Annotated in this window: 26 protein-coding genes and 1 pseudogene; 13 read left to right on the plus strand and 14 right to left on the minus strand. The window is 71.4% G+C overall.

Features of this window, described 5'->3' with window-relative positions; translation table 11 throughout:
- The 3 genes from QUE38_RS14310 to QUE38_RS14320 are packed head-to-tail and all read left to right on the plus strand — an operon-like array spanning position 1 to position 2,571.
- Positions 1–654, plus strand: a complete 654-nt coding sequence (locus QUE38_RS14310; protein WP_286308931.1) for a CoA transferase subunit B — start codon at positions 1–3, stop codon at positions 652–654.
- Positions 651–1,706: an alpha/beta fold hydrolase gene (locus QUE38_RS14315; RefSeq protein WP_286308932.1), complete on the plus strand. Its 1,056-nt coding sequence runs from the start codon at positions 651–653 to the stop codon at positions 1,704–1,706. Before QUE38_RS14310 ends, QUE38_RS14315 begins: the two co-directional genes overlap by 4 nt.
- A gap of 34 nt (positions 1,707–1,740) precedes the next feature.
- On the plus strand, positions 1,741–2,571 hold the full coding sequence (locus QUE38_RS14320; protein ID WP_286308933.1) for a hypothetical protein: 831 nt from the start codon (positions 1,741–1,743) through the stop codon (positions 2,569–2,571).
- Positions 2,572–2,678: 107 nt separating this feature from the next.
- Here QUE38_RS14320 and QUE38_RS14325 read toward each other — a convergent pair whose 3' ends face one another.
- A complete protein-coding gene (locus tag QUE38_RS14325; protein WP_286308934.1) occupies positions 2,679–4,046 on the minus strand; it encodes an HNH endonuclease signature motif containing protein in 1,368 nt (455 codons plus the stop codon).
- A 155-nt stretch (positions 4,047–4,201) separates the two neighbouring features.
- Between QUE38_RS14325 and QUE38_RS14330 the strand changes: the two genes are divergently transcribed.
- The gene (locus tag QUE38_RS14330) at positions 4,202–4,462 is read left to right on the plus strand and encodes a hypothetical protein (RefSeq protein ID WP_286308935.1); all 261 of its coding nucleotides are present in this window, start codon (positions 4,202–4,204) and stop codon (positions 4,460–4,462) included.
- An 8-nt stretch (positions 4,463–4,470) separates the two neighbouring features.
- Positions 4,471–5,601 (plus strand): flavodoxin-dependent (E)-4-hydroxy-3-methylbut-2-enyl-diphosphate synthase, encoded by a 1,131-nt coding sequence (ispG, locus tag QUE38_RS14335; protein ID WP_286311840.1) that lies wholly within the window; start codon positions 4,471–4,473, stop codon positions 5,599–5,601.
- A gap of 18 nt (positions 5,602–5,619) precedes the next feature.
- Here the strand turns inward: ispG and QUE38_RS14340 are convergent, their stop codons facing one another.
- Positions 5,620–6,357: a hypothetical protein gene (locus QUE38_RS14340; protein WP_286308936.1), complete on the minus strand. Its 738-nt coding sequence runs from the start codon at positions 6,355–6,357 to the stop codon at positions 5,620–5,622.
- A gap of 218 nt (positions 6,358–6,575) precedes the next feature.
- Here QUE38_RS14340 and QUE38_RS14345 point away from each other — a divergent pair, with 218 nt between their 5' ends.
- The gene (locus QUE38_RS14345; RefSeq protein ID WP_286308937.1) at positions 6,576–7,334 is read left to right on the plus strand and encodes a hypothetical protein; all 759 of its coding nucleotides are present in this window, start codon (positions 6,576–6,578) and stop codon (positions 7,332–7,334) included.
- On the plus strand, positions 7,328–7,561 hold the full coding sequence (locus tag QUE38_RS14350; protein WP_286308938.1) for a hypothetical protein: 234 nt from the start codon (positions 7,328–7,330) through the stop codon (positions 7,559–7,561). Before QUE38_RS14345 ends, QUE38_RS14350 begins: the two co-directional genes overlap by 7 nt.
- A 17-nt stretch (positions 7,562–7,578) precedes the next feature.
- On the opposite strand, the gene pcp is transcribed toward QUE38_RS14350, so the two are convergent.
- From pcp to QUE38_RS14385, 7 genes are all read right to left on the minus strand, one after another.
- Positions 7,579–8,217, minus strand: coding sequence for a pyroglutamyl-peptidase I (gene pcp / locus QUE38_RS14355; protein WP_286308939.1), 639 nt, complete (start codon positions 8,215–8,217; stop codon positions 7,579–7,581).
- Between the two features lie 44 nt (positions 8,218–8,261).
- The gene (locus QUE38_RS14360; protein WP_286308940.1) at positions 8,262–9,188 is read right to left on the minus strand and encodes a cytochrome b/b6 domain-containing protein; all 927 of its coding nucleotides are present in this window, start codon (positions 9,186–9,188) and stop codon (positions 8,262–8,264) included.
- Positions 9,185–10,147, minus strand: coding sequence for an electron transfer flavoprotein subunit alpha/FixB family protein (locus QUE38_RS14365; protein WP_286308941.1), 963 nt, complete (start codon positions 10,145–10,147; stop codon positions 9,185–9,187). Before QUE38_RS14365 ends, QUE38_RS14360 begins: the two co-directional genes overlap by 4 nt.
- A 10-nt stretch (positions 10,148–10,157) precedes the next feature.
- Complete coding sequence (locus QUE38_RS14370) at positions 10,158–10,925, minus strand: electron transfer flavoprotein subunit beta/FixA family protein (protein ID WP_286308942.1); 768 nt, start codon at positions 10,923–10,925, stop codon at positions 10,158–10,160.
- An 87-nt stretch (positions 10,926–11,012) separates the two neighbouring features.
- Positions 11,013–11,633: a TetR/AcrR family transcriptional regulator gene (locus QUE38_RS14375; protein ID WP_286308943.1), complete on the minus strand. Its 621-nt coding sequence runs from the start codon at positions 11,631–11,633 to the stop codon at positions 11,013–11,015.
- Between the two features lie 35 nt (positions 11,634–11,668).
- Entirely contained in the window at positions 11,669–12,175 is a 507-nt protein-coding gene (locus QUE38_RS14380; RefSeq protein WP_286308944.1) for a GXWXG domain-containing protein, read from the minus strand.
- Positions 12,172–13,689 carry a long-chain-fatty-acid--CoA ligase gene (locus tag QUE38_RS14385; protein WP_286308945.1) on the minus strand — a complete coding sequence of 506 codons (1,518 nt, stop codon included), beginning with the start codon at positions 13,687–13,689 and terminating at the stop codon, positions 12,172–12,174. The genes QUE38_RS14380 and QUE38_RS14385 overlap by 4 nt, the downstream gene beginning before the upstream one ends.
- 226 nt (positions 13,690–13,915) lie before the next feature.
- On the opposite strand from QUE38_RS14385, the gene QUE38_RS14390 reads away from it, so the two are divergent.
- Together QUE38_RS14390 and QUE38_RS14395 are read left to right on the plus strand one after the other, a co-directional pair.
- On the plus strand, positions 13,916–14,218 hold the full coding sequence (locus QUE38_RS14390) for a TetR/AcrR family transcriptional regulator (protein ID WP_286308946.1): 303 nt from the start codon (positions 13,916–13,918) through the stop codon (positions 14,216–14,218).
- The gene (locus tag QUE38_RS14395) at positions 14,110–15,123 is read left to right on the plus strand and encodes a TetR family transcriptional regulator (protein ID WP_286308947.1); all 1,014 of its coding nucleotides are present in this window, start codon (positions 14,110–14,112) and stop codon (positions 15,121–15,123) included. Before QUE38_RS14390 ends, QUE38_RS14395 begins: the two co-directional genes overlap by 109 nt.
- A 39-nt stretch (positions 15,124–15,162) precedes the next feature.
- Here the strand turns inward: QUE38_RS14395 and QUE38_RS17700 are convergent.
- Positions 15,163–16,598 (minus strand): annotated as a pseudogene (locus QUE38_RS17700) (aldehyde dehydrogenase family protein).
- A gap of 192 nt (positions 16,599–16,790) precedes the next feature.
- On the opposite strand from QUE38_RS17700, the gene QUE38_RS14410 reads away from it, so the two are divergent.
- On the plus strand, positions 16,791–17,438 hold the full coding sequence (locus QUE38_RS14410) for a TetR/AcrR family transcriptional regulator (protein WP_286308950.1): 648 nt from the start codon (positions 16,791–16,793) through the stop codon (positions 17,436–17,438).
- A 3-nt stretch (positions 17,439–17,441) separates the two neighbouring features.
- Here the strand turns inward: QUE38_RS14410 and QUE38_RS14415 are convergent, their stop codons facing one another.
- Genes QUE38_RS14415 through QUE38_RS14430 form a run of 4 tightly spaced genes read right to left on the minus strand, consistent with a single transcriptional unit; the run spans position 17,442 to position 23,061 of the window.
- On the minus strand, positions 17,442–18,422 hold the full coding sequence (locus tag QUE38_RS14415) for an NAD(P)H-dependent flavin oxidoreductase (RefSeq protein ID WP_286308952.1): 981 nt from the start codon (positions 18,420–18,422) through the stop codon (positions 17,442–17,444).
- A gap of 30 nt (positions 18,423–18,452) precedes the next feature.
- On the minus strand, positions 18,453–20,636 hold the full coding sequence (locus QUE38_RS14420) for a 3-hydroxyacyl-CoA dehydrogenase NAD-binding domain-containing protein (RefSeq protein ID WP_286308955.1): 2,184 nt from the start codon (positions 20,634–20,636) through the stop codon (positions 18,453–18,455).
- Between the two features lie 30 nt (positions 20,637–20,666).
- A complete protein-coding gene (locus QUE38_RS14425) occupies positions 20,667–21,875 on the minus strand; it encodes an acetyl-CoA C-acetyltransferase (RefSeq protein WP_286308957.1) in 1,209 nt (402 codons plus the stop codon).
- Positions 21,876–21,897: 22 nt separating this feature from the next.
- Positions 21,898–23,061: an acyl-CoA dehydrogenase family protein gene (locus tag QUE38_RS14430; protein ID WP_286308958.1), complete on the minus strand. Its 1,164-nt coding sequence runs from the start codon at positions 23,059–23,061 to the stop codon at positions 21,898–21,900.
- Positions 23,062–23,260: 199 nt separating this feature from the next.
- Here QUE38_RS14430 and QUE38_RS14435 point away from each other — a divergent pair, with 199 nt between their 5' ends.
- Genes QUE38_RS14435 through QUE38_RS14445 form a run of 3 tightly spaced genes read left to right on the plus strand, consistent with a single transcriptional unit; the run spans position 23,261 to position 26,213 of the window.
- On the plus strand, positions 23,261–24,463 hold the full coding sequence (locus tag QUE38_RS14435; RefSeq protein ID WP_286308960.1) for an acyl-CoA dehydrogenase family protein: 1,203 nt from the start codon (positions 23,261–23,263) through the stop codon (positions 24,461–24,463).
- Complete coding sequence (locus QUE38_RS14440; RefSeq protein WP_286308961.1) at positions 24,463–25,485, plus strand: phosphotransferase family protein; 1,023 nt, start codon at positions 24,463–24,465, stop codon at positions 25,483–25,485. Before QUE38_RS14435 ends, QUE38_RS14440 begins: the two co-directional genes overlap by 1 nt.
- Positions 25,485–26,213 carry an SDR family NAD(P)-dependent oxidoreductase gene (locus QUE38_RS14445; RefSeq protein ID WP_286308963.1) on the plus strand — a complete coding sequence of 243 codons (729 nt, stop codon included), beginning with the start codon at positions 25,485–25,487 and terminating at the stop codon, positions 26,211–26,213. The genes QUE38_RS14440 and QUE38_RS14445 overlap by 1 nt, the downstream gene beginning before the upstream one ends.
- The last annotated feature ends 1 nt before the right edge of the window (position 26,214 follow it).

Genomic DNA, 26,214 nt, shown 5'->3' on the forward strand with positions numbered 1-26,214 from the left:
ATGGCACTGACCCGCCTGGAGATGGCCGCCCGCGCGGCGAAGGAGCTGCCCGACGGCGCGTACGTGAACCTCGGCATCGGCCTGCCGACGCTCGTGCCCAACTACGTGCCCGACGACGTCACCGTCGTGCTGCAGTCGGAGAACGGCATCCTCGGCGTCGGCCCGTACCCGACCGAAGACCAGGTCGACCCCGACCTCATCAACGCCGGCAAGGAGACCGTGACGGTGCTGCCCGGCTCGGCGTACTTCGACTCGGCCATGAGCTTCGGCATGATCCGCGGCGGCAAGATCGACGCCGCCATCCTCGGCGCCATGCAGGTGTCCGCGACCGGCGACCTGGCGAACTGGATGATCCCCGGCAAGATGGTCAAGGGCCCCGGCGGTGCGATGGACCTCGTGCACGGCGCCAAGCAGGTCATCGTGCTGATGGAGCACGTCGCGAAGGACGGCTCGGCGAAGATCGTGGACGACTGCTCGCTGCCGCTCACCGGCATCGGCGTGGTCGACCGCATCATCACCGACCTCGCCGTGATCGACGTCACCCCCGACGGGCTCGTGCTCGTCGAGCTCGCGCCCGGTGTCACGGTCGACGAGGTCGTCGCCGCCACCGAGCCGCCGCTGACCATCGCCGTGTCCGAGGAGGCGCACGCATGACCGACACGATCCTGCACGGCATCACCGCCCACGACGTCACCACCCCGCGCCTGACCGCGCGGGTGCTCGAGCGCCCGTCGCCGTCCGCGGCGCGCACAGTGCTGTTCGTGCACGGCAACGTGTCGTCGTCGCTCTTCTGGCAGCCGACGATGCTCGGCCTGCCCGACGACGTGCGGGCGCTCGCGGTCGACCTGCGCGGCTTCGGCGAGTCGGAGACCCTGCCAGTCGACGCGACACGCGGGCTCGGGGACTTCGCCGACGACGTGGCATCCGTCATCGCCGCGCTGGAGCTGACGGACGTGCACCTCGTCGGCTGGAGCATGGGCGGCGGCGTCGTCATGCAGTTCCTGCTCGAGCACCAGGACGTCTCGGTGGCATCCGTCACCCTGGTCGACCCGGTGTCGCCCTACGGGTTCGGGGCGACGGATGCCTCGGGCGCGCTCGTGACCCCCGATGCGGCCGGCGCCGGCGGCGGCGGGGCCAACCCCGAGTTCGTGCAGCGCCTCGCCGACGGCGACCGGTCGTCGGATGCGGCAACCTCGCCGCTCTCGGTCTACCTCGGCACCTATGTGAAGCCCGGGTTCACGAGCGAGTACGACGCGATCTGGGTCGAGTCGATGCTCACCACGAAGACCGGCGTCGGCAACTACCCCGGCGACGCGAGCGGTTCGGAGAACTGGCCCGGCTTCGCGCCCGGCACCTCGGGCGTGCTCAACACCATGGCGCCGACCGTGTTCGACGTGTCGGGCATCGCCGATCTGGCGACCAAGCCGCCGATCCTCTGGATCCACGGCGCCGACGACGTCATCGTCTCCGACACCTCGCTCTTCGACCTCAACAACCTCGGCGCACTCGGCGTGATCCCCGGGTGGCCGGGGGCGGATGCCGCGCCGGCGCAGCCCATGGTGACGCAGACGCGCGCCGTGCTCGGCCGTTACGTCGACAACGGCGGCACGGCCCGCGAGGTCGAGGTGCCCGAATGCGGCCATTCGCCGCACCTGGAGCACCCCGACGTGTTCCTCGGCGCGCTGCTCGACCAGGTCGGCGGCTGACGCGCGCGGCGGTCGTTGCCCGATCGTGACCGCGGTGCCTGTGGACGGCGCGGCTCCGGAGGCGTGTCCGCGTGAGGATCGGATCATGCCGAGTTCGAGACGCGCCAGGGCAAGCCTCCTCCTCCCGGTGCTCGCTGCACTCACGCTCTCGGGTTGTGCGTCCGCGGTCGAGCCGGTCGCGGCCGAGACGCCCGCGGCGCAGCCCGCGGTCGAGCCGTCTCCATCTCCGGCGCCGACCGAGCCGGCCGACCCGCTCGAGTCGGCGGCCGAGCTCGTCGTGCGACCTGAGCACCTCGACGTGGTGGACGCAACCGGCGCGGTCGTCGCGGAGCTTTCCTACGACCTGCCCACCGTCGAGTTCGTCGGGGCGCTGACGACCGTGTTCGGGTCCGCTCCGGACCTGGAGACCTACGAAGCGACCTACTACAGGCCGCAAACAGACCACTATCTGTGGGACGGCTTCGACGTCTACGACGACCTCAGCGGATACCTCGACGGGGATGCCCCGGAAGAGTGGGAGTGGGTGACGACGGACGAGCCCGACACCAGGGACATGAACGTACAGATCTACGCACGCCGCCCGGTCGTTGGCGACATCGAGGTCCGCACCACCGAGGGCTATCGACCCGGAGATGACTTCGACTGGGTCGACTCGATCGAAGGCAACGCCTCGACGCGCCATCCGCAGTGGTTCGAAGGTCGCAGGCCTCCAGTCGCACTCGAGACCGGTCCCGAGATCGGCGAGCGCTTCTACGATGCGGTGCCGAACGCGTACTCAGTGGTCTTCTTCGTGGCTCACTCCGATCCGCCGCTCGGCGAACTGACGCAGATCGGAGCCCCATGGAACATCGGAGTACCGTTCTGATGGGCCTGTGCCCACTTCGTCGCGCCCGACTGCGGCCACTAGCCGTACCTTGAGCACCCCGACGTGAACATCGGCGCGCTGCTCGACCAGCTCGGCGGCTGACGCGACTACGCGGCGGGGTCTATCGTGCGGCCGGCGGACCAGGGCGGTTCGTCGTCGGTGTCGGTGTCGATGTCGATGTCGATGTCGACAGGCTCGGGTGCGGCTGTCTCGGATGGTGGTTTCTCTCGGAAGGGTGATTCGGCGCTGGTGGTGTATTCGCGTCCGGCGGGGGAGACCCAGTGGAGTTGCCCGTCGGACTCTTGCGTGACGCGCCACGCTGTCTTGTGCTTCAGGCGATGGTGCTTGCGGCAGAGGTGCGCGACATTGTCGTGGCGGGTCTCGCCTGCGTGTGCCCAGTCGGTGGTGTGGTCGAGGTCGCAGCGTTCGGCGCGGCGGGAGCAGCCGGGGAAGCGGCAGCCGCCGTCGCGCACGCGGAGGTAGCCGGCGAGGTCAGCGGGCACCCGGTAGGTGGTGCGGCCGTAGGAGAGGTAGGCGCCGGTCTCGGGGTGGGTGAGGATGCGGTGGAACGACGGGGCGTGCGCGGCGATGCGGCGTGCGGTGTCGGCGTCGATCGGGCCGTAGCCGTCGAGTTCGGCGGGCTCGTCGCTCGCGCCGAGGAGGGTCATGACCGGCACGGTGACGTAGACCTTCGGCGTGACCGCACCCAGAGGTGAGGCGGGCGGTGCGAGCGGCGACCCGGCCGGGGCGTCGTGCAGCCAGCCGCCGAGGAGCAGGTCGGCTGCGGCGTCGGTGCGGCGCTGCATGGGGGTGCGCGCATCGTCTGCTTCGTCGTCCGATCCCGTCACGTCGGCGAACGCGTCGAGCCGGGACATGATCGCAGTGCCGCGTTCTGCTTCGAGGTGGATGCTGAGCCAGGCCATGCCGTCGGGTGCGGGGTCGAGCCCGATGCACCGTTCGGCGCGTGCGACCTCGTGTCGCTCGATCGGCTCGACCGGATGCATACGCTCGCGCAGCTTTCGGGCGCGACGCCGGAACGCCGACGGGGTGTCGCCGGCACCGCTGGCGAGGGCCTCGCGCTCGAACACGGGCTGCGTCTCGGCGGGCAGTTGGCTGGCGAACTCGAGAAGGGTGCGCACGCGGCCGAGGCACATCAACCCGTCGGAGAGGGTCTGCAGGGTCGAGGTGAACCGGCCGGTGAGCTGCTCCGCCTCGCCGACCATGCGGCCCGCGGTGCGCTCGTGCACCGTGAGCGATGTGGCGAGCTCGGCGATGAACGCCCGGGTCGCGAACTCCCGCTGCGTGAACGTGCTCAACTCGTCGACGCCCTCGACGTCCGCAGCCACCTCGCGCGCGCGAACGACGCGTCGCAACTGCTCCGCCTGCGCCGCGCGGATCGACCGGTCGAGTTCGGTGATCGCCGCCAACTCGGCATCGAGTGCCGAGCGCGGGTCGGCGATCGCAGCGAGCTCCACGGCAATGCTCCCAGGTCGAAGGCGAGGTTCGAACGTATGTTCGATTGTACCGTGAGAAACCACACTTGATCAAGGGTTTGTGCGGGCGAGTTCAGCTTTCCACAAGCGCCGAGGTACTCATCACCGTACGATTCGAGGCCGACGCGATCGGCGACGTGCATCTCATCGGACCCGAGCGCCTCGTGGTCGGCGACATCGTCGACGCCGATCGGTTCCCGCCGGCGTACGACTGCGACGAGCAGGTGCTGCTCGACCCCGGGCCCCGATGTCGAGGACTGGGAGTTGCGCGCCGAGACGGACGACGACGGCACCGTGAGGGCGCTGCGGGCGCCGATCGTCGCGGGCACCTGCGGATAGCCGGGCGTCGCCCCGGGGCATCCGACCCGCACGTAGACTGGCAGACGTGCCTGCAGTGAATCTCGGAATGCCGAAGGTCCCCGAAACCCTCGCCCCGCGACGGAAGTCGCGCCAGATCAAGGTCGGCAAGGTGCTGGTCGGCGGAGACGCGCCGGTGAGCGTGCAGTCGATGACGACCACGCCGACGCCGAACATCAACGCGACCCTCCAGCAGATCGCCGAGCTCACCGCGTCGGGCTGCGAGATCGTGCGCGTGGCCGTGCCGAGCCGCGACGACGCCGAGGCGTTGCCGATCATCGCGAAGAAGAGCCAGATCCCGGTCATCGCCGACATCCACTTCCAGCCGAACTACGTGTTCGCCGCGATCGACGCGGGCTGCGCCGCGGTACGCGTGAACCCGGGCAACATCCGCAAGTTCGACGACCGAGTGGGGGAGATCGCCAAGCGCGCCAAGGAGGCCGGTGTCTCGCTGCGCATCGGCGTGAACGCCGGCTCGCTCGACCCGCGCCTGCTGCAGAAGTACGGCAAGGCGACGCCCGAGGCGCTCGTCGAGTCGGCGGTCTGGGAGGCGAGCCTCTTCGAGGAGCACGACTTCCACGACTTCAAGATCTCGGTCAAGCACAACGACCCGATCGTCATGGTGAAGGCGTACCGCATGCTCGCCGAGCGCGGCGACTGGCCGCTGCACCTCGGCGTCACCGAGGCCGGCCCCGCCTTCCAGGGCACGATCAAGTCGGCGACGGCGTTCGGCATCCTGCTCGCCGAGGGCATCGGCGACACGATCCGCGTCTCGCTGTCGGCGCCGCCGGCCGAGGAGGTCAAGGTCGGCCTGCAGATCCTCCAGTCGCTGAACCTGCGCGAGCGCAAGCTCGAGATCGTCTCCTGCCCGTCGTGCGGTCGCGCCCAGGTCGACGTCTACAAGCTCGCCGACGACGTGACGGCCGGCCTCGACGGCATGAGCGTGCCGCTGCGCGTCGCCGTCATGGGCTGCGTCGTGAACGGACCCGGCGAAGCGCGCGAGGCCGACCTCGGCGTGGCGTCCGGCAACGGCAAGGGTCAGATCTTCGTCAAGGGCGAGGTCATCAAGACCGTGCCCGAGGCCGAGATCGTCGAGACCCTCATCGCCGAGGCCAACCGCATCGCCGACGAGATGGGCACGGATGCCCCGGTCGGCAGCCCGCAGGTCGTCACGAGCTGACCCGGCCGACGCGCGCGATCAGAGGGTGAGCGCGCCCAGGTTGACCGGCGCGACGAGGTGCGGCTCGGCGCCCGGGCCGTTCACCTGCACGATGACCGAGTAGGCGTTGGGCGTCCCCTCGATCACCTCCGCACCGAGCTCGGGACCCGTCTCGAGGGGGATCTGCACCCAATCCGGACCTCCCGGGTGGTCCACTCGACCCTCCAGCGCGTCGAGATCGTCGCCGATCGCGAACCCGTCCCCGGCGATCAGCGCGACACCGCCGACGGCCGCCGAGTCGGCGGCGACGCGGACGTTCATGTCACGGACGTCCGGACCGTCGTCGTCGATCCAGGTGCGCTCCTCGTCGTCGGAGAAGTGGCCCATGTGGTCGTCGATGACGCGGAAGCCGTCCCACAGGTAGTTGGTCACCCGGCCCGCCTCGCAGCAGGCGCCGGGGTACTCCTCGACTCGGGCGTCGCTGCCGAACACGGTCGAAAGGGTCTCGACGATCGCGGCGGCCTCGTCGTCGTACGACAGCGTGGCCACGGCCGTTCCGCCATCGTCGACGAGATCGAGGCCCTGCGGGCGGACGACCACAGTGGTGACGGACTCGAGCGGATCCGCGACCGACGTCGGTGCCGTGGACGCGGCCGGCGGGTCGACGGAGGGCTGCGGCTCCGGCTCGGCGGCCGTCGCGCATCCGGACAGTGCGACGGCGAGTCCGGCGACGAGGACCAGGAGCGGCAGCGCGCCGCGGCGAGGGTGGCGGGTCATCGGACTCCTGTTCGTCGAGGCGCTGGGGAACCTTCATCCTCAGCATGGCGGAGGAGCGACCGTCGATCGGACCTCGCGAATCACGGAGCCATCTCGATTGTCCGCTTCCTTCGGCAGACCGTCACGAACGTACCTCGGCCATCGCGATCCGGTAGCGGGTCGCGACCCCGGTTGTGGATAGCCGTGGGGCGTGCGGGCGTGTTCCTACGCTCGAGGTCATGCGTCTCCGTCTGTTCGCCCCGCTCGCGCTGCTCGTGCTCACGCTGAGCGGCTGTGCCGCAGCGGATGCCTCGGACATCGCGCCGACCGAGCCGGCACCCGCGACCGAGCAGGCCATCGTCGAGCCGACGCCCGAGGCGAAGCCCGTCCCCGCGGCACCCGCCGAGGCGTTCGACGGCGACTGCAGCGTGCTCGTGACCGAGGACGAGCTCGCAATGGCTGCGGGCGCCGCACTCGAGCCGAATCCGGCAGCCACGAGCTGGACCTCGATCGCGGTCCGGGCAGTGGGCGGGCTCTCGTGCTCGTGGTCGGGTGGCGAGCCGGGGTGGGCGCCGCGCGTCTCGCTCACCGTGCTGCCCGCCGACGTCGAGGTCTCCGACCCGGAGACGTACTGCTACGGCGTCGCCTGCCGGTTCGCCAGCCGGGTCGGAGAGTGGTGGTTCACCGGCACGGTTGAACCCGTCGCCGGTGTCGACCCCGAGATGGCCGTGATGTCGCTCGAGTCGGCGTTCGGGGTGCGCGCGAGCCAGTACGTGTCGGTCGCCATCGATCGGCCCGTGGATTCGTGGGGCGAGGTCTCCGACTGCGCGTCCCTCGCCGCGTCGGCGGACACCACTGCGGTGACCGACGTCGCGCTCGACGTCGGTTCGGGCAGCGTCGCCGGCGAGGCCCTCCCGGGCTCTACGCCGCCGTGCGCGCCTCAGGGGCGGTCGGATGCGAATGGTGGGGCGACGGTGTCGGTTTCCACTCCGTGCTGATCCCCGGCGCGGGCTGGGCGGTGGCCGATGCGTTCGACGGCGCCGAACCCATCGATGTGCCCGGTGCAACCACCGCTTCGTACGGCGAGTTCGATGGGCGCCCGACCGCTGGTGCGACCGACGGCGCGAACCTCGTGCTGGTGTCGTCGAACCTGCTTCAGGACGGCACCGACCCGGCGGAGCCGACGGCCGCGCTCGCGTCGGCGCTCCTCGCTGCGATGAACTGACGTCCGCCGCCGGCGACTCAGTGCAGCGAGCCGCCCGCGACCTTGAGGTCGGCCGGCGTGGCGAGCGCGACGCGGCACGCGATCGCGAGCGCCTCGGCGATGGTCGCTGCGGGCAGCGACGGGGCGCCCTCGGGTGCGCTCTCCGTCGCGTACGGCACGTGGATGAAGCCCGCGCGCAGGCCCGGTCGCGCCGCCGTGAGGTGCGTCGCCCGGTAGAAGACCGCGTTGCACACGTAGGTGCCCGCCGTGGTCGAGAGCGACGAGCGGATGCCTCGGGCGGTGAGTTCCGCGACGATCGCCTTCACCGGCAGCCCGGTGAACCGCGCATCGGGCCCGCCGGCCACGACGGCGGCGTCCATCGGCTGGTCGCCGTCGTTGTCGGGGATGCGCGCGTCGGCGAGGTTCACCGCGACGCGCTCGGGCGTGATGCCGTCGCGCCCGCCCGCGAGCCCCGCGGCGATGAGTACGTCGGGGGAGTGCGCCGCGACGAGCCGCTCGAGCTCGTCGGCCGCGGCGGCGAACGACACGGGCAGTACGGCGGTCACCAGCCGTTCGGGCCCCACCCAGCTCGCGGCGACCGCGCGCACCGCGTCGCCAGAGGGGTTGACGGCGTCGCCGCCGAACGGCTCGAAGCCGGTGAGGAGCACGCTGGTCACGGCATCCGAGCCTATGCGCCCCGGATGCCGCGGCCGAACCGCACTTACCGCGTGACCTTGCCCGTGAGCTGCGCGAGTCCGCGCAGGTACACCGGGCGGGCGAAGATCCACCCGGCGACCATGACGACCACCGACCCTGCGAACACCGCCGCGCCGATCCAGTTCACCTCGTCGGAGCCGGCGTACATGTGGTTGAGGTTGCGCAGTGCGCCGGTCGCGAGCACGAGGCCGACATGGGCGATCACGAACCCGACGAAGAAGAGCATGACCGGCAGGTGCACGGCGCGCGCCAGGCCGATCGGGTAGACGCGGTTCAGGCGCGGGGCGTCGACGGGCCAGGCCGGCGACATCCGCAGTCCGGTGAGGATCGCCAGCGGTGCCGCGATGAACACCATCGCGAAGTAGGCGAGCAGTTGCAGGCTGTTGTAGACCACCCAGCCGTCCTCCGCCGGCCAGTCGAGCGAGACGTACTGCAGCAGCACCGAGAGCGAGTTCGGCACGACCTCCCACGACGTCGGCACGATGCGCGCCCAGTGGCCGGTCGCGAACAGCAGCACGATGAACACGATGCCGTTCAGCACCCAGAGCGCGTCGAGCGAGAGGTGCAGCCAGAGGTCGAAGCTGATGCGCTTGGGGGCCCGCTTCGTGCGGAACCGGCCGGTGTTGTTGCGCGTCCAGTGCGCCTCGGGGCGCTGGACGGTGCGTACGCGCCAGCCGGTCCGCACGATCAGCAGCAGGAAGAACGCGTTCAGGAAGTGCTGCCAGCTGAGCCACGCGGGGAAGCCCTCGGGCGTGCCGGGCGGCGGGGGCACCGTGCCGGGGTACGCGTCGACGAAGGCCTCGACGCCCGCGAGGGTGCGCAGCCAACGCGCGAGCAGCACGAGGGCGACGACCGCCACCAGCGACGCCGGGATCGCCCAGCCGAGCACCTTCCGGCGGCTCGGCGCGCCCTGGCGGGTCGAGGTCGTCATCGCCGCGCCTCGACCGCGTCGATGAGCTTCGGCACCACCTGGAACAGGTCGCCGACGACCGCGAGGTCCGCGATCTCGAAGATGGGCGCGTCGGGGTCGCGGTCGATCGCCACGATCGTCTTCGACGTGCGCATGCCCGCGAGGTGCTGGATCGCCCCGGAGATGCCGAGCGACAGGTACAGGTCGGGGGCGACGGTCGTGCCGGTCTGGCCGACCTGCAGCGCCTGCGGGGCGTAGCCCGCATCCACCGCCGCACGCGAGGCGCCGACTGCCGCGCCGAGCGAGTCGGCGAGTCGGTCGACCAGCGCGAACTGCTCCTTCGAACCGAGCGCGCGGCCGCCCGAGACGACCTTGGCGGCGCCCCGGAGATCGGGCCGGCTGGAGGAGTCGCCGAGCTCACGGGCATCCGTCGCCCGCACCCCGACGACGGGGTCGAGCGCGACCTCCTCGACGTCGATCGCATCGGCGGCGCCGGTCGGGGTCGTCGCGCCCGGGCGTACCGTCACGACGGGCACGCCGCCCTCGACGCCGGAGCGCACGATCCACGAGCCGCCGAACACCGAGTGCGTGACCCGCACGGCACCGTCGTCGACGGCGACGCCGATGGCGTCGGTCGCGACGGCGGAATCGGTGCGCGCGGCGAACCGGCCGGCCACCTCGCGGCCCTCGACCGTGTGGCCGACGACGACCGCGGCGGGCTCGACCAGGGCGACGGCGGCCTGCAGCAGGTCGACCTGCGGGCCCGACACGAGCACGCCCGCGTCGGCGACCTCGGCGACGACCGCGCGCGAGGCGCCCGCGGCGCGCAGCCGCTCGGTGATCACGTCGCGGTGCCCCGGCGGCACGACCGCGACGGCGACCGCGTCGCCGACTGCGCCCGCGGCGCCCACGAGGGAATCGATGGAGGCGCGCACGGTTCCGTCCGCGGCGACCTCGGCGAGTACGAGCACGCTCGTCATGGTTCGTCTCCTAGATCAGGTTGCGGTCGGCGAGGAAATCGGCGATCGCCTCGGCGGCCGTGCCGTCGTCGACGATGCGCGCGCCCGCGGTGCGCTCGGGTGCCGCCGCGGCGTCGACCACGACCGACGCGGCCGGGGCCGGCGCGAGGGCGAGGTCGGCGAGGCTCAGCCGGTCGACCGGCTTCTTCTTGGCCTGCCGGATTCCTCGGAAGGAGCCGATCCGCGCCTCCGGGAACCGCTCGGTGACCGTGACGATCGCGGGCAGTGGCACCTCGACGGCCATGGCCTGGAACTCGGTCGCGCGCTCGGCGCGGAGCGTGCCGCCCGCGACCTCGAGCGACGTCGCCGCCGATACGAGCGGGAGGCCGAGGCGCTCGGCGAGCATGGCCGGCAGCACGCCGCCGCGTCCGTCGGTCGACTCGAGCCCGGTGAGCACGAGGTCGAACGCCTCGCGTGAGAGCGCGGCCGCCAGGGTGCGGCCGGTCTGGAGCAGGTCGGCGCCTGCGAGCGCGTCGTCCGCGATGTGCACCGCTCGGTCGGCGCCGAGCGCGAGGCCGGCGCGCAGCGCCTGCTCGGCGGCATCCGGCCCCATGGTCACGAGCACGATCTCGGCATCGCCGTGCTCCTCGCGCAGGTGCAGGGCGAGCTCGAGCGCCCGGTCGTCGATCTCGTCGGCCACGGCGTCGGAGGCGTCGCGATCGGCGCGGCCCGTCGTCGGGTCCATGCGTCGTTCGCCCCACGTGTCGGGCACCTGCTTGCGCAATACGGCGATCCTCATCGATCCACTCCTCGCACCGTCGTCGGCATCGGATGCATCGATCATACAGTACTGGGAACTGCACGCAAGTACTGTTCCTCGTATCGTTCAGTCGCGCGTGCGCAGCCCGTCCAGCAGGAGATCGGCGAGGGCGGTGAAGGACTCGGACTCGGCCATGCCGGTGTTGCGGCGCACCTCGCGCTGCTGAATGCGCACGATCGCCGAGGTCGCCAGGTCGGCCGCGAACGCGGCGCGTACCGGACGGATCGCGCCCGCGTCGACGCCCGCCTCGATGAGCTCGCGGATGCGGCGCGCGGCGCCGGCCGCATTGACCTCGTACACCTCGCGCGTGGGGGCGAACTCCACGACGTCCTCCATGAAGGTCTCCGACGCATCGCGCACCGCGTCCGACACGCCGGTCAGGTACGCCTCGAGCCGGTCGACCGGCTCGACCTGCTCGGCGACGCGCGCCTCGATCATCTCGGCTGCGCGACGGAAGTAGTCGAGCACGACCTGGCGGAGCAGCTCCTCCCGCGTCGGGGCGAGCGCGTAGATCGTGGACTTGGAGCAGCGCAGCTCGGCGGCGGTCTCGTCGACCGTGAGGGCGACGAACCCGCGTCGCAGGTAGAGTTCGCCGAGCCGTCGGTAGAGGTCGTCCTGACGACTCGTGCGGCGGGCCGACTGCGGTGTCGGCACCGGGAAGCGGGTGGGGTCGGCGGCAGCGCTCATGGGCCCATTCTGGCCGGACTCGTCCGTCGGGCGGGTCAGGCGGGGCCCTCGGACTCGAGCACGAACCAGAAGTGCCGCCCGCGATGCAGCACGTCCTTGCCGTTCATGACGCCGAGTAGCAGCCCGTCGCCGGCGCGCTTGAAGTGGTCGAACGTGGCCATGCCGTCGTACACCATCGTCGCGGTCACCTCGTCGCGGAATGCGACCATCCAGAGCGAGGCGCCCCCGCGCGCGAGTTCGACGTTGTCGACGAGCGAGCCGTCTTCCTGCTCGCACACGATCGGGCTCACGTCGTTCGCCGACCGCATGTGCTTGCCGTGCCAGTGCACGCCGTCGAGCACGCGGCCGAGGCCGTGGCCGGTCGGCACCGCGGTGCCCCGCCAGCGGCCGATGAGGTCGTCGATGGATGCGGGCGGGAGCGCCGCCCACAGCTCGTCGAGCTCATCCGGGTCGACCGAGTCGCGCGCGAGCAGCCCTCGTACGCGCGCCTCGAGGCCTGGGGAGACCTCGAGGCGCGCGTCGGCCGTTGCGGCCTCGGTCACCCGTTCGCCAGCTCGGCGAGACGGTCGCGGAGCACGGTCTTCAGGACCTTGCCACCGGCGTTGCGGGGGAGTGCGTCGATGATCACCAGGTCCTTCGGGAGCTTGTAGCGCGCCAGGGTTGCTCCGAGGAAGTCGGTGAACTCCTCGAGCGTCAGCTCCTGCTCGGGCTTCAGCGCGACGAACGCCACCGGCACCTCGCCCCACTTCTCGTCCTCGCGTCCGACGATCGCGGCCTCGAGCACCTTGGGGTGGGCGAACATGGCGTTCTCGACCTCGGCGCAGTAGATGTTCTCGCCGCCGGAGATGATCATGTCCTTCTTGCGGTCCACGACCCAGACGAAGCCCTCGTCGTCCTGGCGGACGAGGTCGCCCGAGTGGAACCAACCGCCCTCGAACGCCTTCGCGGTCTCCTCGGGCTTGTTCCAGTAGGCCGACATCATGGTCGGCCCGCGGTAGACGATCTCGCCGATCTCGCCGACCTCGACGTCGTTCATCTCGTCGTCGACGACGCGGTACTGGATGGTCGGGATCGGCTTGCCCACCGAGCCGAGCTTGCGGCGGGAGTCCTCGCCGCTCAGCACGCACGTGATGGGCGACATCTCGGTCTGGCCGAACACCGCGACGTTGGTCGCGTCGGGGAAGGTCTCCTCCATCGCGCGGAGCACCGTGTCCGACGCCGGCGCGGCGCCCCAGCTGATGATGCGGAGCTTCAAGTCGCGGTCCTTGATGCCGGGGAGCGCGCAGATCGCCTGCCACTGCTGCGGCACGTTGAAGACGATGGTCGCGCCCTCCTGCTCCCACGCGTCGACCACGGCTGCGGGGTCGAACGCACCGAGCGGGTGGATCACCGTCGGGATGCCGATGATGAAGTTCGCCGCGATCGAGCCGAGCCCGGCGATGTGGAAGAAGGGAGCCGTCAGGAACGCGACATCCGACTCGTCCCAGACCATGTTGCTGCGGATGCAGGTGACGGCCTGCAGGTACATGTTGCGGTGCGAGAGCATCGCGCCCTTCGGGGCCCCGGTGGTGCCCGACGTGTACATGAGCAGTGCGGTGGCGTCCTCCGGCACGTCCTCGAGCTCGATCGGTTCGGCGTCGGCGAGGACCTGCTCGTACGACTCGAACCCGTCGGCCTCGCCCAGGACGATCTTCGACTCGAGCTGCGAGGTCATCCCCGCAACCGCGGCGCCGAGCGGAGCGAGCGGGCCGTCGACGATGAGCACGCGCGACCCGCTGTCCTCGATGAGGTACAGGATCTCCGGCGGGGTGAGCCGGAAGTTCACGGGCACTGCGATCGCGCCGAGGCTGTTGATCGCGAAGACCGACTCGACGAACTCGGGCCGGTTGAGCGTGAACAGCAGCACCCGGTCGCCCGCACGGACGCCGCGCTCGCGCAGCGCGCCCGCGAAGGCGAGCGAGCGTTCGTGCAGCTGGTGCCAGGTCGTGTCCTGCCCCAGGTAGCGCAGCGCGACCTCGTCGGGCCGCGACACGGCGTGGCCCGCCGTCTGTGCCATCCAATGGTTGCGGAACGACCAGGTCGGCATCGCCTGAGCGACCGGCGTCTCCGCGACTGCTGTATTCGTCATCGAATCCCTTTCCCACTCCCTCGTGAAGGACTGCCCCCAGTATGCATCAGAACGGGCCGCGCGTCACCACTTTTGTTAATGACGGTTCTGTTCTCGCGCGCCGTCGTGCGTGGCGGGTGCCGTGTACCGTAGGGTGCTGGTTGGGGAGGTGCCCGTGTCCGAAGTCGTGACCGAGACCGTGCGGCGCCGGCCGAAGGATCGCAAGCAGCGCATCGAGGCGGCCGCAGCGGAGGCGTTCAGCGCGCACGGATTCCACGCGGTCGGCATGGAGGACATCGCCGCGGCGGTCGGAGTCTCCGCGCCCGCGCTCTACCGGCACTACCCGAGCAAGTACGCGCTCTTCGTCGCGTGCGCGAGGGCCTGGCCGCCGGGCTCCTCGACGGGATCGACCAGGTCCCCGCATCCGACGACCCCGACGACCGGCTCGACGCGCTCGTCTCCGCGGTGCTCAAGGTGACGGTCGCGAACCGCAGCACGGGCGGGCTCTACCGCTGGGAGGGGCGCTACCTGGCGCCCGAGCACCGTGCCGAGATCGGCGAGCAGTTCGACCGGCTCACCGCGACGATCGCGGACGCGCTGCTCGAAGTGCGGGACGACCTGCAGCCCGTGGTCGCGGACCGCGTCGCATCCGGTGCCCTCGCCGTGATCGCCTCGATCACCGCGCACCGCACCTCGCTCGGCGTGCGCCGGATGGACCGCGTGCTCGGCGGCGCGGCGCACCGCGTGCTCCGCGTCTCGCTCGACGGCGTCGAGGCGCCGACTATCGAGCGCACCGACCAGGAGCCGATCGGCGGCAGGCGCGAACTGCTCCTCTCGAAGGCCATCACGCTGTTCAACCGGCGCGGCTACCACGACGTCGGCATCGACGAGATCGCGACGGCGGCCGGACTCACGCCCTCGGGCGTCTACCGCCACTTCTCCGGCAAGTCCGACATCCTCTACGCCGCCTGCATCCGCGCCGCCGAGCGGCTGACGCAGGTGACGGCGGATGCGACGGCCAGGGCCGGATCCGACCCCGCCGGCGCCCTCCAGTCGATGGGCCGCGCGTACATCCGCTTCGCGTTCGAGCAGCACGAGTTGCTGTCGGTGTACTCCGCCGACGCGACCAGCCTCCCCGAGCAGGACCTGGGCCGTCTGCTGGCGCTGCAGCGCGAGCACGTGGCCGAGTGGGTGAACCGCCTGCGCGCGGTGCATCCGTCGCTCGACCTGCCGTCGGCCCGCATCCTCGTGCACGCCGCGCTCGGCGTGGTCGTGGACGGGGGCCGTCGCTCCCACTGGAGCGACGACCCCGCGGTCGTGCGTTGCGTCGCGGCGATGGTCGATGCGGTGCTGGACCCGCCCGACACCGACCTCGGCCGCTGACCGGCCGCCGCCCTGCGGACGACCGGCCCGGCCGTCGGCCTACGCGCCGTGCTTGCTGCCGTGCAGCGAGTGCAGCATCGACTTCGCGATCTTCATGTCGCGCTCCGAGCGGTCGATGCGGAGCAGGTCGAGCGGCGCCTTGAACCGCTGCACGGTCATCGACTTCGCACGGCTGAACTCGCGCAGCCCGTCGGGGCCGTGCACGCGGCCGAAGCCGGATCCGCCCACGCCGCCGAACGGCAGCGCGGCGACGCCGGCGAAGCCGAGCACCGAGTCGATGGTGACCGCGCCCGCCTTGAGCCGCGCGGCGAGCCGCTCGCCGGCCCTGTGGTCGCGGGTGAAGATCGACGCGCCCAGTCCGTACTCGGTCGCGTTCGCGCGCTCGACCGCCTCGTCGAGGTCGGCGACGCCGTTGACCACGAGAGTCGGGCCGAAGGTCTCGACGCAGACGGCGTCGGCGTCCTCGGGAACGCCGGTGAGCACGATCGGCTCGACGTATGGCGCCTTGACCGAGTCGACCCCGCCGAGCACGGCGGTGCCGCCGCGGGTCAGGGCGTCCTGCACGTGCTCGCGTACGACGTCGCCGCCCGCCGGGTGGGTCATCCGGCCGTACGACGCCGACTCGTCCGCGCCGGGTGTGAGCGTGCGCGCCTTCTGCACGAGCAGGTCGAGGAAGCGGTCGCGCACCGACTCGACCACGTAGACGCGCTCGACGCCGACGCAGGTCTGGCCGCTGTTGCCGAAGCCGCCGAACACGGCGAAGTCGGTCGCGAGGTCGAGGTTCGCGTCGGCCGCGACGATCATCGCGTCCTTGCCGCCGCACTCCGCCACGAGGGGGTGAGCTGCTCGGCGCACGCGGCCATCACGCGCTTGGCGGTGGCGGTGGAGCCGGTGAAGCCGACCTTGTCGACGCCCGCGCGGATCAGCGCGCTGCCGACCTCGCCGCCGCCGGTCACGACCTGCAGCACGGGCTGCTCGGGGTTGGCGCGCTTCCACGCCTCCGCGAGCCAGAGTGCCGTCTCGGGCGTGAGCTCGCTCGGCTTGAACACGACGGCGTTGCCGGCCGCGATCGCGTAGCCGATCGAGCCCATCGGCGTGTACAGGGGGTAGTTCCAGGGGCCGATCACGGCGACGACGCCGTACGGCTCGTAGCCGAGCGTGGCCTTCTGGTTGAACGCGACCGCGCCGGCCGGCACGCCGCGGCGCTTCAGCACCTTCTTGGCGTGCTTGGCCGCCCAGTCGAGGTGCCCGAGGGTGAGCATGATCTCGAGCGTGGCATCGCCCACGGGCTTGCCGGTCTCGCGCGAGATGATCTCGGCGAGCTCCTCGGCGCCGTTCGCGATGGCGTGCTTCCAGGCCAGCGTGCGACGGCGCCGCTCCGCGTAGCCGAGGCCCGCCCACCATGCCGCCGCGTCGCGTGCGGCCGCGACCGTCGCGGTGACGTCGGGCAGGGTCTGCTCGGGCTGCTCCTGCAGCTTCGGGGGTCGGTCAGTGTCATGGGATTCTCCGCATCCTCGGGGAGTTGCCGATCAGAAGTGAATGATCATTCACAGTATCGCCGACTCGCCGATCCGGCACAAGATGTTCCGGCGCGGCTGGGGATGACATGAGAGAATCGAATCACGATTCGATTCCGTCCGACGGCGCGACGGGGAGGGGAGCCGGTGATGGCCCAGCGCAGCGCCGCGCAGCAGGTCGCGGCCCCGAGCAAGTCGGAGCGCACGCGGGAGCGCATCCTCGATGCCGCCGCCCACGTGCTGAGCCGCAAGGGGTACGCCGGCACCCGACTCAGCGACGTCGCCGAGGTCGCCGAGGTGCAGGCGCCGGCGATCTACTACTACTTCCCGTCGCGCGACGACCTCATCGAGGAGGTCATGTGGGCCGGCGCGCACCGGGTGCGCCTGCACGTGCAGTCGGTGCTCGAGGCGCTGCCGGAGGACACCGAGCCGATCGACCGCATCCTGGTTGCCGTCGAGGAGCACCTGCGGTACGAGCTGAGCATCTCCGACTACACGACGGCCTCGGTGCGCAACGCCGGCCAGGTGCCCGAGCAGCTGCGCACGCGTCCCGCGGAGGAGGAGGCGGCGTACAGCCGCATCTGGCGCGACCTCTTCGACGAGGCCGCGCGCGCCGGCCAACTGCGCGACGGGCTCGACGTCAACGTGTCGCGACTGCTCCTGCTCGGCTCGATGAACTGGGCGGCGGAGTGGTGGAACCCGCGGATGCGGTCGTTGGCCGACCTGGTCGCGGCGGCGCGCTCGCTCGTGCTGCACGGCATGGGGGCACCGGGCCTCGGCGAGCGCGCCGGCCGCTGACGGTCAGACCGCGACGGGCTCGAACAGGCCGAGCCGCTCGCGCAGGACGGCCTCGGCGTCCGCGACGGTGCGACGGACGATCTCGCCCGCCGTCGGGATGTCGTGGATGAGGCCCTGCACGAGGCCGACGGTCCAGATGCCGGCCTCGATGTCGCCGTTCTCGAAGACCCGGCGTCCGCGGGCGCCGGCGACGAGCTCGCGCACGGCGAGGAAGTCGCCACCGGCGTTCAGGATCTCGACGACCTCGCGGCTGACGGAGTTGCTCGCCACGCGAGCCGTGTTCGACAGCGTGCGGAAGATGAGCTCGGTGTCGTGCTCGGTCGCCTCGACGATGCGCTCCTTCACCTGCTGGGAGATCGGCGACTCGACCGAGCACATGAACCGCGTTCCCATGTTCACCCCGTCGGCGCCCAGCGCGAGCGCCGCCGCGAGCCCGCGGCCGTCGGCGAACCCTCCCGACGCGATGAACGGGATCGACAGCGCGTCCGCGGCCGCGGGGATGAGCACGAGGCCGGGGATGTCGTCCTCGCCAGGGTGACCGGCGCACTCGAAGCCGTCGATGCTCACGGCGTCGACGCCCACCGCCTGGGCCTTCACCGCGTGCCGCACGCTGGTGCACTTGTGCACGACGCGGATGCCGTGGGACTTGAACATCTCCATGTGCGGCTCGGGGTTCGAACCGGCGGTCTCGACGATCGTGATGCCCGCGTCGACGATCGCGCGCCGGTACTCGTCGTAGGGCGGCGGGTTGATCGACGGCAGGATCGTGAGGTTCACCCCGATCGGCCTGTCCGTCATCGTGCGGGCGCGCTCGACCTCCTTCACCAGGTCGGCCGGGGTCGGCTGGGTGAGCGCGGTGATGATGCCGAGCCCGCCCGCCTCGGAGACTGCGGCCGCGAGCTCGGCGCGGCCGACCCACATCATGCCGCCCTGGACGACCGGGTGCTCGATGCCGAGCAGGTCGGTGAATCGCGTGCGTACCATCGCGGTGCTCCTCTCGTTCGTCTCCGCCGGTCAGGCGTAGACCTCGCCGGCCTCGGCCTTCGCGACGAGCGACGCCGGGGGCTCGAAGTGCGGTCCGTAGGCCTCGGCGAGCTCGCGGGCGCGAGCCACGAAGCCGGGCAGGCCGCCGTCGTACTGGTTGATGTACTGGATGACGCCGCCCGTCCAGGCCGGGAACCCGATGCCGTAGATCGACCCGATGTTCGCGTCGGCGACGCTCGTGAGCACGCCCTCGTCGAAGCAGCGCACGGTGTCGATCGCCTCGGCGAACAGCATCCGTTCCTTGAGGTCCTCGAACGGCACCTCGGTGCCTGTTCCGAACGCATCGGCGAGGCCCGGCCACAGGCCGACGCGCCTGCCGTCGGCGTCGTAGTCGTAGAACCCGCCGCCGGTCGAGCGACCCTTGCGGCCGAGCTCGTCGACCATGCGGTCGACGACCGCCTCGGCGCCGTGCTCGGTCCAGCCCCTGCCCTCGGCGATGGCCGCCTTCTTCGTCTCCTCGCGGATCTTCTGGGTGAGGGTGATCGTCAACTCGTCGAGCAGCTGCAGCGCGCCGGCCGGGTAGCCGGCCTGCAGCGATGCCTGCTCCACCGTGGCGGGGGAGACGCCCTCGCCGACGGCCGCGACGGCCTCGTCGATGTACCGGCCGATCACGCGCGAGGTGAAGAACCCGCGGTTGTCGTTCACGACGATCGGGGTCTTGCGGATCTGCAGCACGTAGTCGAACGTCTTCGCGAGCACCTCGTCGCCGGTGTTGCGGCCGCGCACGATCTCGACGAGCGGCATCTTGTCGACGGGGGAGAAGAAATGGATGCCGATGAAGTCGTCGGGTCGCTTGACGCCGGCGGACAACTCGGTGATCGGCAGGGTCGAGGTGTTCGACCCGAGCACCGCGTCGGGTTCCACGACATCCTCGATCTCCTGGAAGACCGCCTGCTTCACGTCGGCGCTCTCGAACACCGCCTCGATGACGAGGTCGACGCCGGCGAAGTCCGCCGGGTCGGCCGACGGCGTGATGCGGGCGAGCAGTGCCGCCGACTTCTCGGGCGTGGTCTTTCCGCGCTGCAGGGCCGTGGCCTCGATGCGCTCCGCGTAGCCCTTGCCGCGACGCGCCGCTTCGATCGACACGTCCTTCAGCACCACGTCGATGCCGGCCTTCGCCGACACGTAGGCGATGGCGGCGCCCATCATGCCGGCGCCGATCACGCCGACCTTGGTCGCCTGGAACTTCGGGTACCCGTCGGGGCGGCTCGCCCCGGCGTTGATCTTCTGGAGGTCGAAGAAGAACGCGTTGATCATGTTCTTCGCGACCTGGCCGATGGTGAGCGAGACCAGGTAGCGGGTCTCGATGGTGCTCGCGGTGTCGAAGTCGACGAGCGCTCCCTCGACGGCGGCGGCGAGCGCGGCGCGCGGGGCGGGCATCGGCGCGCCCTTGACCTGCTTGCGCACGTTCGCGGCCATCGCCGGCAGGAGCGACGCGACCGACGGGCTGTTCGGACCGCCGCCGGGGATGCGGAAGCCCTTCTCGTCCCACGGCTTCACTGCGGTCGGGTGGGCGGCGATCCAGGCCTTCGCGGCCGGCACGAGGGCGTCGACCGTCGGCACGACCTCGTCGACCAGGCCGACCTCGAGCGCGCCGGCGGGGGTGTACTTCGTGCCGGTCATGATCACCTTGGTCAGCGCGTCCTGCAGCCCGAGCATGCGCACGGTGCGGGTGATGCCGCCGCCGCCGGGCAGCAGCCCGAGCGTCACCTCCGGCAGGCCGATGCGGCTGCCCTTCGCGTCGGCCGCGATGCGGTGGTGCGCGGCGAGGGCGACCTCGAGCCCGCCGCCGAGGGCGGTGCCGTTGATCGCCGCGACGACCGGCTTGCCGAGCCGCTCGAGTCGGCGCAGGTCGGCCTTGACGCGTTCGATGTGCGCCGTCTGCTCGGCGGCGGTCTCGGGCGAGCCCTGCTTGAGCTGGTTGAGGTCGCCGCCGGCGAAGAAGCTCGACTTCGCGCTGGCGAGGATGACGCCCGTGACGTCGTCGAGCTCGGCCTCGAGCCGATCGACGACGATGGTCATCGACGAGGTGTACGCGTCGTTCATGGTGTTGACGGTGGCGTCGGGGTCGTCGAGGGTCAGGGTGACGACGCCGTCCTCGTCGCGATCCCAGTGGATCGCGGGCGCCTCGGTCACGATGGCTTCGATGGTCATGAGTGGGTCCAGTCCTGTCGGTTCGTTCGGTCAGAGTCGTTCGATGACGGTGGCGATGCCCATGCCGGCGCCGACGCAGAGCGTGGCGAGGCCGCGGCGGAGGTCGCGTCGCTCGAGCTCGTCGAGCATCGTGCCGAGGATCATCGCGCCGGTGGCGCCGAGCGGATGCCCCATGGCGATCGCGCCGCCGTTGACGTTGACCTTCTCGCGGGGGATGTCGAGGTCCTTCATCCACTTCATGACCACGGATGCGAAGGCCTCGTTGAGCTCGAACAGGTCGATGTCGTCGACCGAGAGGCCGGTCTTGTCGAGCACCCGCTGCGTGACGCTCGTCGGCCCCGTGAGCATGATGGTCGGCTCGCTGCCGAGCACGGCCGTGCCCACGATCCGCGCCCGCGGCGTGAGCCCCATGGCGTTGCCGGCCGCCTCGCTGCCGAGCACCACCAGGGCCGCCCCGTCGACGATGCCGGACGAGTTCGCCGCCGTGTGCACGTGCGAGATCTTCTCGACCGAGTGGTACTTCTGCAGCGCGACGGCGTCGAAGCCGCCCATGTCGCCGATGGTCGCGAACGCCGCGGGGAGCTTGCCGAGCGAGTCGACGCTCGAGCCGGGGCGCCGATGCTCGTCGTGGTCGAGCACGAGCACGCCGTTCATGTCGCGCACGGGCACGATGGACTTCTCGAAGTAGCCGTTCGCCCACGCGGCATCCGCCTTGTCCTGGCTCCACACGGCGAACGCGTCGACGTCCTCGCGGTCGAAGCCCTCGATGGTCGCGATGAGGTCGGCGGAGATGCCCTGCGGCACGAAGTAGGCGTCGTAGGCCGTGGTCGGGTCCTGCGCGTACGCGCCGCCGTCGGAGCCGATCGGCACGCGCGACATGGCCTCGACGCCGCCGGCGACGACCAGGTCCTCCCAGCCGGAGGCGACCTTCTGCGCGGCGAGGTTCACGGCCTCGAGCCCCGAGGCGCAGAATCGGTTGACCTGCACGCCCGGCACGTGCTCGGGCAGGCCGGAGTTGAGGATCGCGGTGCGCGCGATGTCGCCGCCCTGCTCGCCGACTGGCGAGACGACGCCGAGCACGACGTCGTCGATGCGATCGAGGTCGAGCGAGGGGTTGCGCGGGCCGAGCTCGGCGAGCAGCCCGCTCGCGAGGTCGACCGGCTTCGTGCCGTGGAGCGAGCCGCCCCGGTTACGCCCGCGCGGGGTGCGGAACGTGTCGTAGATGAACGCTTCGGTCATGGTTGTCGTCCTCTCGATGTCGTCAGAGCCCGAGGCTCCGGCCGACGATCTCCTTCATGATCTCGGTGGTGCCGCCGTAGATGGTCGTGATGCGCGCGTCCTCGTAGTCGCGCGCGATGCGGTACTCGCGCATGTAGCCGTAGCCGCCGTAGAGCTGCAGGCAGCGGTTCACGACCCGCTGCTGCAGCTCGGTGCACCAGAACTTCGCCGCCGCGGCCTCCTCGGCCGACAGCCGGCCGGCGACGTGCTGGCGCAGGCAGTCGTCGATGTAGGCGCGCGTCACGCGCACCTCGGTGGTCAGCTCGGCGAGCACGAACCGCGTGTTCTGGAAGCTGCCGATCGGCTGGCCGAACGCCTTCCGCTCCTTCACGTACGCGAGGGTGCGCTCCAGCACGCCCTCGCATGCCGCCACCGCCGCCGCGGCGATGGAGATGCGCTCCTGCGGCAGGTTCTTCATGAGTCCGAGGAACCCGTCTCCCTCCGCGCCGAGCAGGTTCTCGACCGGCACGCGCACGTCCGTGAAGGCGAGCTCGCTCGTGTCCTGGGCGTGCAGGCCGATCTTGTCGAGGTTGCGGCCACGCGAGAATCCGGGGGAGTCGGCGGGGATCACCAGGAGGCTGAGCCCCTTGTGCCGGTCCTCCGAGGTGCGCACGGCGGTGACGACGAGGTCGGCGTTCTGCCCGTTCGAGATGAACGTCTTGGCGCCGTTCACGACGTACTCGTCGCCGTCGCGGACGGCCGAGGTGCGGATGCCCGCGAGGTCGGAGCCCGTGCCCGGCTCGGTCATCGCGATCGCGGTGACGAGCGTGCCCTCCGCCAGTCCGGGGAGCCACCTGGACTTCTGGTCGTCGTTCGTCAGGTCGAGGAAGTAGGGGTAGACGATGTCGTTCGACAGGGCGATGCAGGCCACGCCGTCGCAGACGGGATTGCGGGCGAGCTCCTCGCCCATGATCGCGTTGTAGCGGAAGTCGTCGATGCCCATGCCCCCGAAGTCCTCCGGCACGGTGAAGCCGAGGATGCCCGCCTCCGCGGCCGCGGTGAACAGGGCGCGGTCGACCTTGCCCTCGCGTTCCCACCGCTCCGCGTTCGGCGCGGCCTCCGCTTCGACGAAGTCGGCGACGAGCGCGCCGAACTCGCGGTGCTCCGTGTCGTACACGGTGCGCGACGTTCCGAGGTCCTTGAACATCCGATCGATCCTCACTGATCTGCCCTGGCCGATCCGGCCCTGTGCGGCCAGTGTGACATCGATCCGCTGTTTTTACAACAGATTCAAAATTCTGATGCATCGCCCTTGACGGAACAAGGTTCGCGGGCGCACGATGTTCGGAGTGTTTTCTAATGCCGATTCAGATCGGCACCTGAACTTCCGAGGCGAAGGAGCCGCGATGGCGATCGATTTCGAGATCGACGACGAGGTCGCGGCGCTCGCGGCCAGGACGCGGGAGTTCGTGCGCGACGTCGTGATCCCCGTCGAGCTGGAGACGGGCGGATCGGTGCACGACGGCGACGAGTCCGTACGGCGCGGACTGCAGGACGCTGCGCACGCCGCGGGCCTGCTGGCCCCGCAGCTCGGCCGCGAGTGGGGCGGCCTCGGTCTCGACATGCGCGGGCAGTCGGTGGTGTTCGAGGAGGCCGGCTACTCGCTGCTCGGACCGCTGGCGCTCAACTGCTCCGCCCCCGACGAGGGCAACATGCACCTCCTCGAGCGCATCGGCTCCCCGGAGCAGCAGGGACGCTGGCTGCCGGAGCTCGGCAGCGGCCGCGCACGGAGCGCCTTCGCGATGACCGAGCCGGCGCCGGGCGCGGGCTCGGACCCGCGGGCGCTGCGCACGCGCGCACGCCGCGTCGAGGGCGGCTGGCGCATCGACGGCCGCAAGTGGTTCATCACGGGCGCCCGCGGCGCCTCCCTGTTCTTCGTGATGGCACGCACGTCGGGGGAGCCCGGCGACGCCGGCGGAGCGACCCTCTTCCTCGTCGACGGGGACAATCCCGGCATCACGGTCGTGCGCGACCTGGACACGCTCGACGTGGGGCTGTTCGGCGGGCACAGCGAGGTCGAGTTCCGCGACTGCGTCGTGCCCGACGGCGCGGTGCTCGGCGAGGTGGACCGCGGCTTCGAGGCCGCGCAGGCCCGGCTCGCGCCCGCACGCCTGACCCACTGCATGCGCTGGCTCGGGCTCGCGCGCCGCGCGCACGACATCGCGCTCGGCTACGTCGCGCAGCGCGACGCCTTCGGCGACCGGCTCGCGAACCTCGGCATGGTGCAGCAGCAGGTCGCCGACAACGAGATCGACATGGCGGCCTCGCGGGCGCTCATCCGGCACGCGGCCTGGCTGCTGGACACGGGTCGCGATGCGGGCAACGCCACGTCGATGACGAAGGTCTTCGTGGCCGAGGCGGTCGGGCGGATCACCGACCGCGCGGTGCAACTCGCCGGTGCGACCGGCACCGCGGGCGACCTGCTGCTCAGCCGGTACTGGCGGGAGGTGCGGCCCTTCCGCATCTACGACGGGTCGAGCGAGACGCATCGCTGGGCGATCGCCAAGCGCGCCGTCACGGCGCGCCGCACCGCGGGTGAGGTGGCCTGATGCCCGTCGGCCTGGACGTCATCGCACTGCACCGATACTTCGCGCAGCACCTGCCCGGGTACAACGGCGGCCTGAACGCGCGGCTGATCGCGGGCGGCAAGTCGAACCTCACCTACCGCCTGAGCGACGGCGTGCACGACTGGGTGCTGCGCCGTCCACCGCTCGGGCCGCTGACCCCGAGCGCACACGACATGGCGCGCGAGTTCCGGGTCATGGACGCCCTGCAGGACACGACCGTGCCGGTGCCCGGCACGCGCCTGCTCTGCCGCGACGAGCAGGTGCTCGGCGTGCCGTTCCTCGTCGTCGACTTCGTCGAGGGCCGCACGTTGCGCAGCCACGACGACATTGCAGCGCTCTCGCCCGACGACCAGGCGGCGCTCGGCGACGAGCTCGCCGACCGCCTCGCGGCGCTGCACCGGGTCGACCCGATCGCCGCGGGCCTGTCCGACTTCGGTCGCCCCGCCGGCTACCTCGGGCGGCAGCTGCGTCGCTGGTCCGACCAGTGGTCGCGCGTGAGGACCCGCGAGTCGGCCGACTTCGACGCGCTCGCCGCACGCCTCGCCGACACGCTGCCGGCGGAGTCGGGCGCGACGATCGTGCACGGCGACTACCGCATCGACAACTTGCTCGTCGCCCCCGACGAGCCGCGCATCGCCGCCCTCGTCGACTGGGAGCTCTCCACGCTCGGCGACCCGCTCGCCGACCTCGCCATGACGCTCGTCTACTGGGAGCCGCTCACCGAGCCCGTGCTCGGCGTGCCGCACGTGCGCGGCGGGCCGAACGCGCTGCCCTCGCCCGACGCGTTCGTCGAGCGGTACGCCGCCGGCCGCGACCTGCCCGACCTCGCCCCGTACCTCGCGCTCGCCGCGCTGAAGCTCGCGGTCATCGCCGAGGGCATCCACTCCCGCTACCTGGCGGGCAGCACGGTCGGCGAGGGCTTCGCGACGGCGGGCGAGGCGGTCGAGCCGCTGCTCGCGTACGGGCTCGAGCGGCTCGCGCCGGTGGCGAAGGCGGTGCGCTGATGCGCGCGGCGATCGTGACCGGCGGGTCGCGCGGCATCGGCCTGGCGATCACGCGTCGGCTCGCGGCATCCGGCACCGCGGTCACCATCACGGGCCGGGACGCCGCCTCGCTCGACCGGGCCGCCGCCCGGGTGCGCGACGAGCTGGGCACGCCCGTGTTCGGCCTGCCCGCCGACCTGGCCGACGAGGCGGCGGTCGCCGGAGTCGTGCCGGCGCACCTCGAGCGGTTCGGCCGCCTCGACCACCTCGTGCTGAACGCGGGCATGGGGAAGGGCAGCCCCATCGCCGAGACGCCGCTGCGGCGCCTCGACCTGCACTACGCGGTCAACCTGCGCAGCACGTTCGCCCTGGTCTCGCAGGCGATCCCGTCGCTGCGCCAGGCGGCGGCCGAGCACGGCAGCGCGCGCGTGGTCGCGATCGCGTCGATGACCGCGCTGGTCGCCGAGGCGGGTCTCGCCGCCTACGGCGCGACGAAGGCCGCGATCGTGTCGCTCTGCGAGGCGCTCACCCAGGAGGAGTACGCGGCCGGCGTGCTCGCGACGGCGATCTGCCCGGGCTACGTCGACACCGACATGGCCGCCTGGAAGCACGACGCGGTGCCCGCCGCCGAGATGATCCGCCCCGACGACGTGGCCGAGCTCGCGATGGCCGTGCTGGCGCTCTCGCGCACGGCCGTCGTGCCGTCGCTCGCGGTGGTGCGGCCGGGGCCGGAGCTCTGGCGGGCCTGAG

It is taken from the genome of Agromyces mangrovi, from assembly GCF_030296695.1.
In the GTDB taxonomy this organism is placed as follows: domain Bacteria; phylum Actinomycetota; class Actinomycetes; order Actinomycetales; family Microbacteriaceae; genus Agromyces; species Agromyces mangrovi.

Coding starts and splice junctions, on each gene's coding strand:
- QUE38_RS14310 (WP_286308931.1), top strand. CDS start 1: ATGGCACTGACCCGCCTGGAGATGGCCGCCCGCGCGGCGAAGGAGCTG.
- QUE38_RS14315 (WP_286308932.1), top strand. CDS start 651: ATGACCGACACGATCCTGCACGGCATCACCGCCCACGACGTCACCACC.
- ispG (WP_286311840.1), top strand. CDS start 4,471: ATGCCGAAGGTCCCCGAAACCCTCGCCCCGCGACGGAAGTCGCGCCAG.
- QUE38_RS14340 (WP_286308936.1), bottom strand. CDS start 6,357: ATGACCCGCCACCCTCGCCGCGGCGCGCTGCCGCTCCTGGTCCTCGTC.
- QUE38_RS14345 (WP_286308937.1), top strand. CDS start 6,576: ATGCGTCTCCGTCTGTTCGCCCCGCTCGCGCTGCTCGTGCTCACGCTG.
- QUE38_RS14360 (WP_286308940.1), bottom strand. CDS start 9,188: ATGACGACCTCGACCCGCCAGGGCGCGCCGAGCCGCCGGAAGGTGCTC.
- QUE38_RS14365 (WP_286308941.1), bottom strand. CDS start 10,147: ATGACGAGCGTGCTCGTACTCGCCGAGGTCGCCGCGGACGGAACCGTG.
- QUE38_RS14370 (WP_286308942.1), bottom strand. CDS start 10,925: ATGAGGATCGCCGTATTGCGCAAGCAGGTGCCCGACACGTGGGGCGAA.
- QUE38_RS14375 (WP_286308943.1), bottom strand. CDS start 11,633: ATGAGCGCTGCCGCCGACCCCACCCGCTTCCCGGTGCCGACACCGCAG.
- QUE38_RS14385 (WP_286308945.1), bottom strand. CDS start 13,689: ATGGCACAGACGGCGGGCCACGCCGTGTCGCGGCCCGACGAGGTCGCG.
- QUE38_RS14410 (WP_286308950.1), top strand. CDS start 16,791: ATGGCCCAGCGCAGCGCCGCGCAGCAGGTCGCGGCCCCGAGCAAGTCG.
- QUE38_RS14415 (WP_286308952.1), bottom strand. CDS start 18,422: ATGGTACGCACGCGATTCACCGACCTGCTCGGCATCGAGCACCCGGTC.
- QUE38_RS14420 (WP_286308955.1), bottom strand. CDS start 20,636: ATGACCATCGAAGCCATCGTGACCGAGGCGCCCGCGATCCACTGGGAT.
- QUE38_RS14425 (WP_286308957.1), bottom strand. CDS start 21,875: ATGACCGAAGCGTTCATCTACGACACGTTCCGCACCCCGCGCGGGCGT.
- QUE38_RS14430 (WP_286308958.1), bottom strand. CDS start 23,061: ATGTTCAAGGACCTCGGAACGTCGCGCACCGTGTACGACACGGAGCAC.
- QUE38_RS14435 (WP_286308960.1), top strand. CDS start 23,261: ATGGCGATCGATTTCGAGATCGACGACGAGGTCGCGGCGCTCGCGGCC.
- QUE38_RS14440 (WP_286308961.1), top strand. CDS start 24,463: ATGCCCGTCGGCCTGGACGTCATCGCACTGCACCGATACTTCGCGCAG.
- QUE38_RS14445 (WP_286308963.1), top strand. CDS start 25,485: ATGCGCGCGGCGATCGTGACCGGCGGGTCGCGCGGCATCGGCCTGGCG.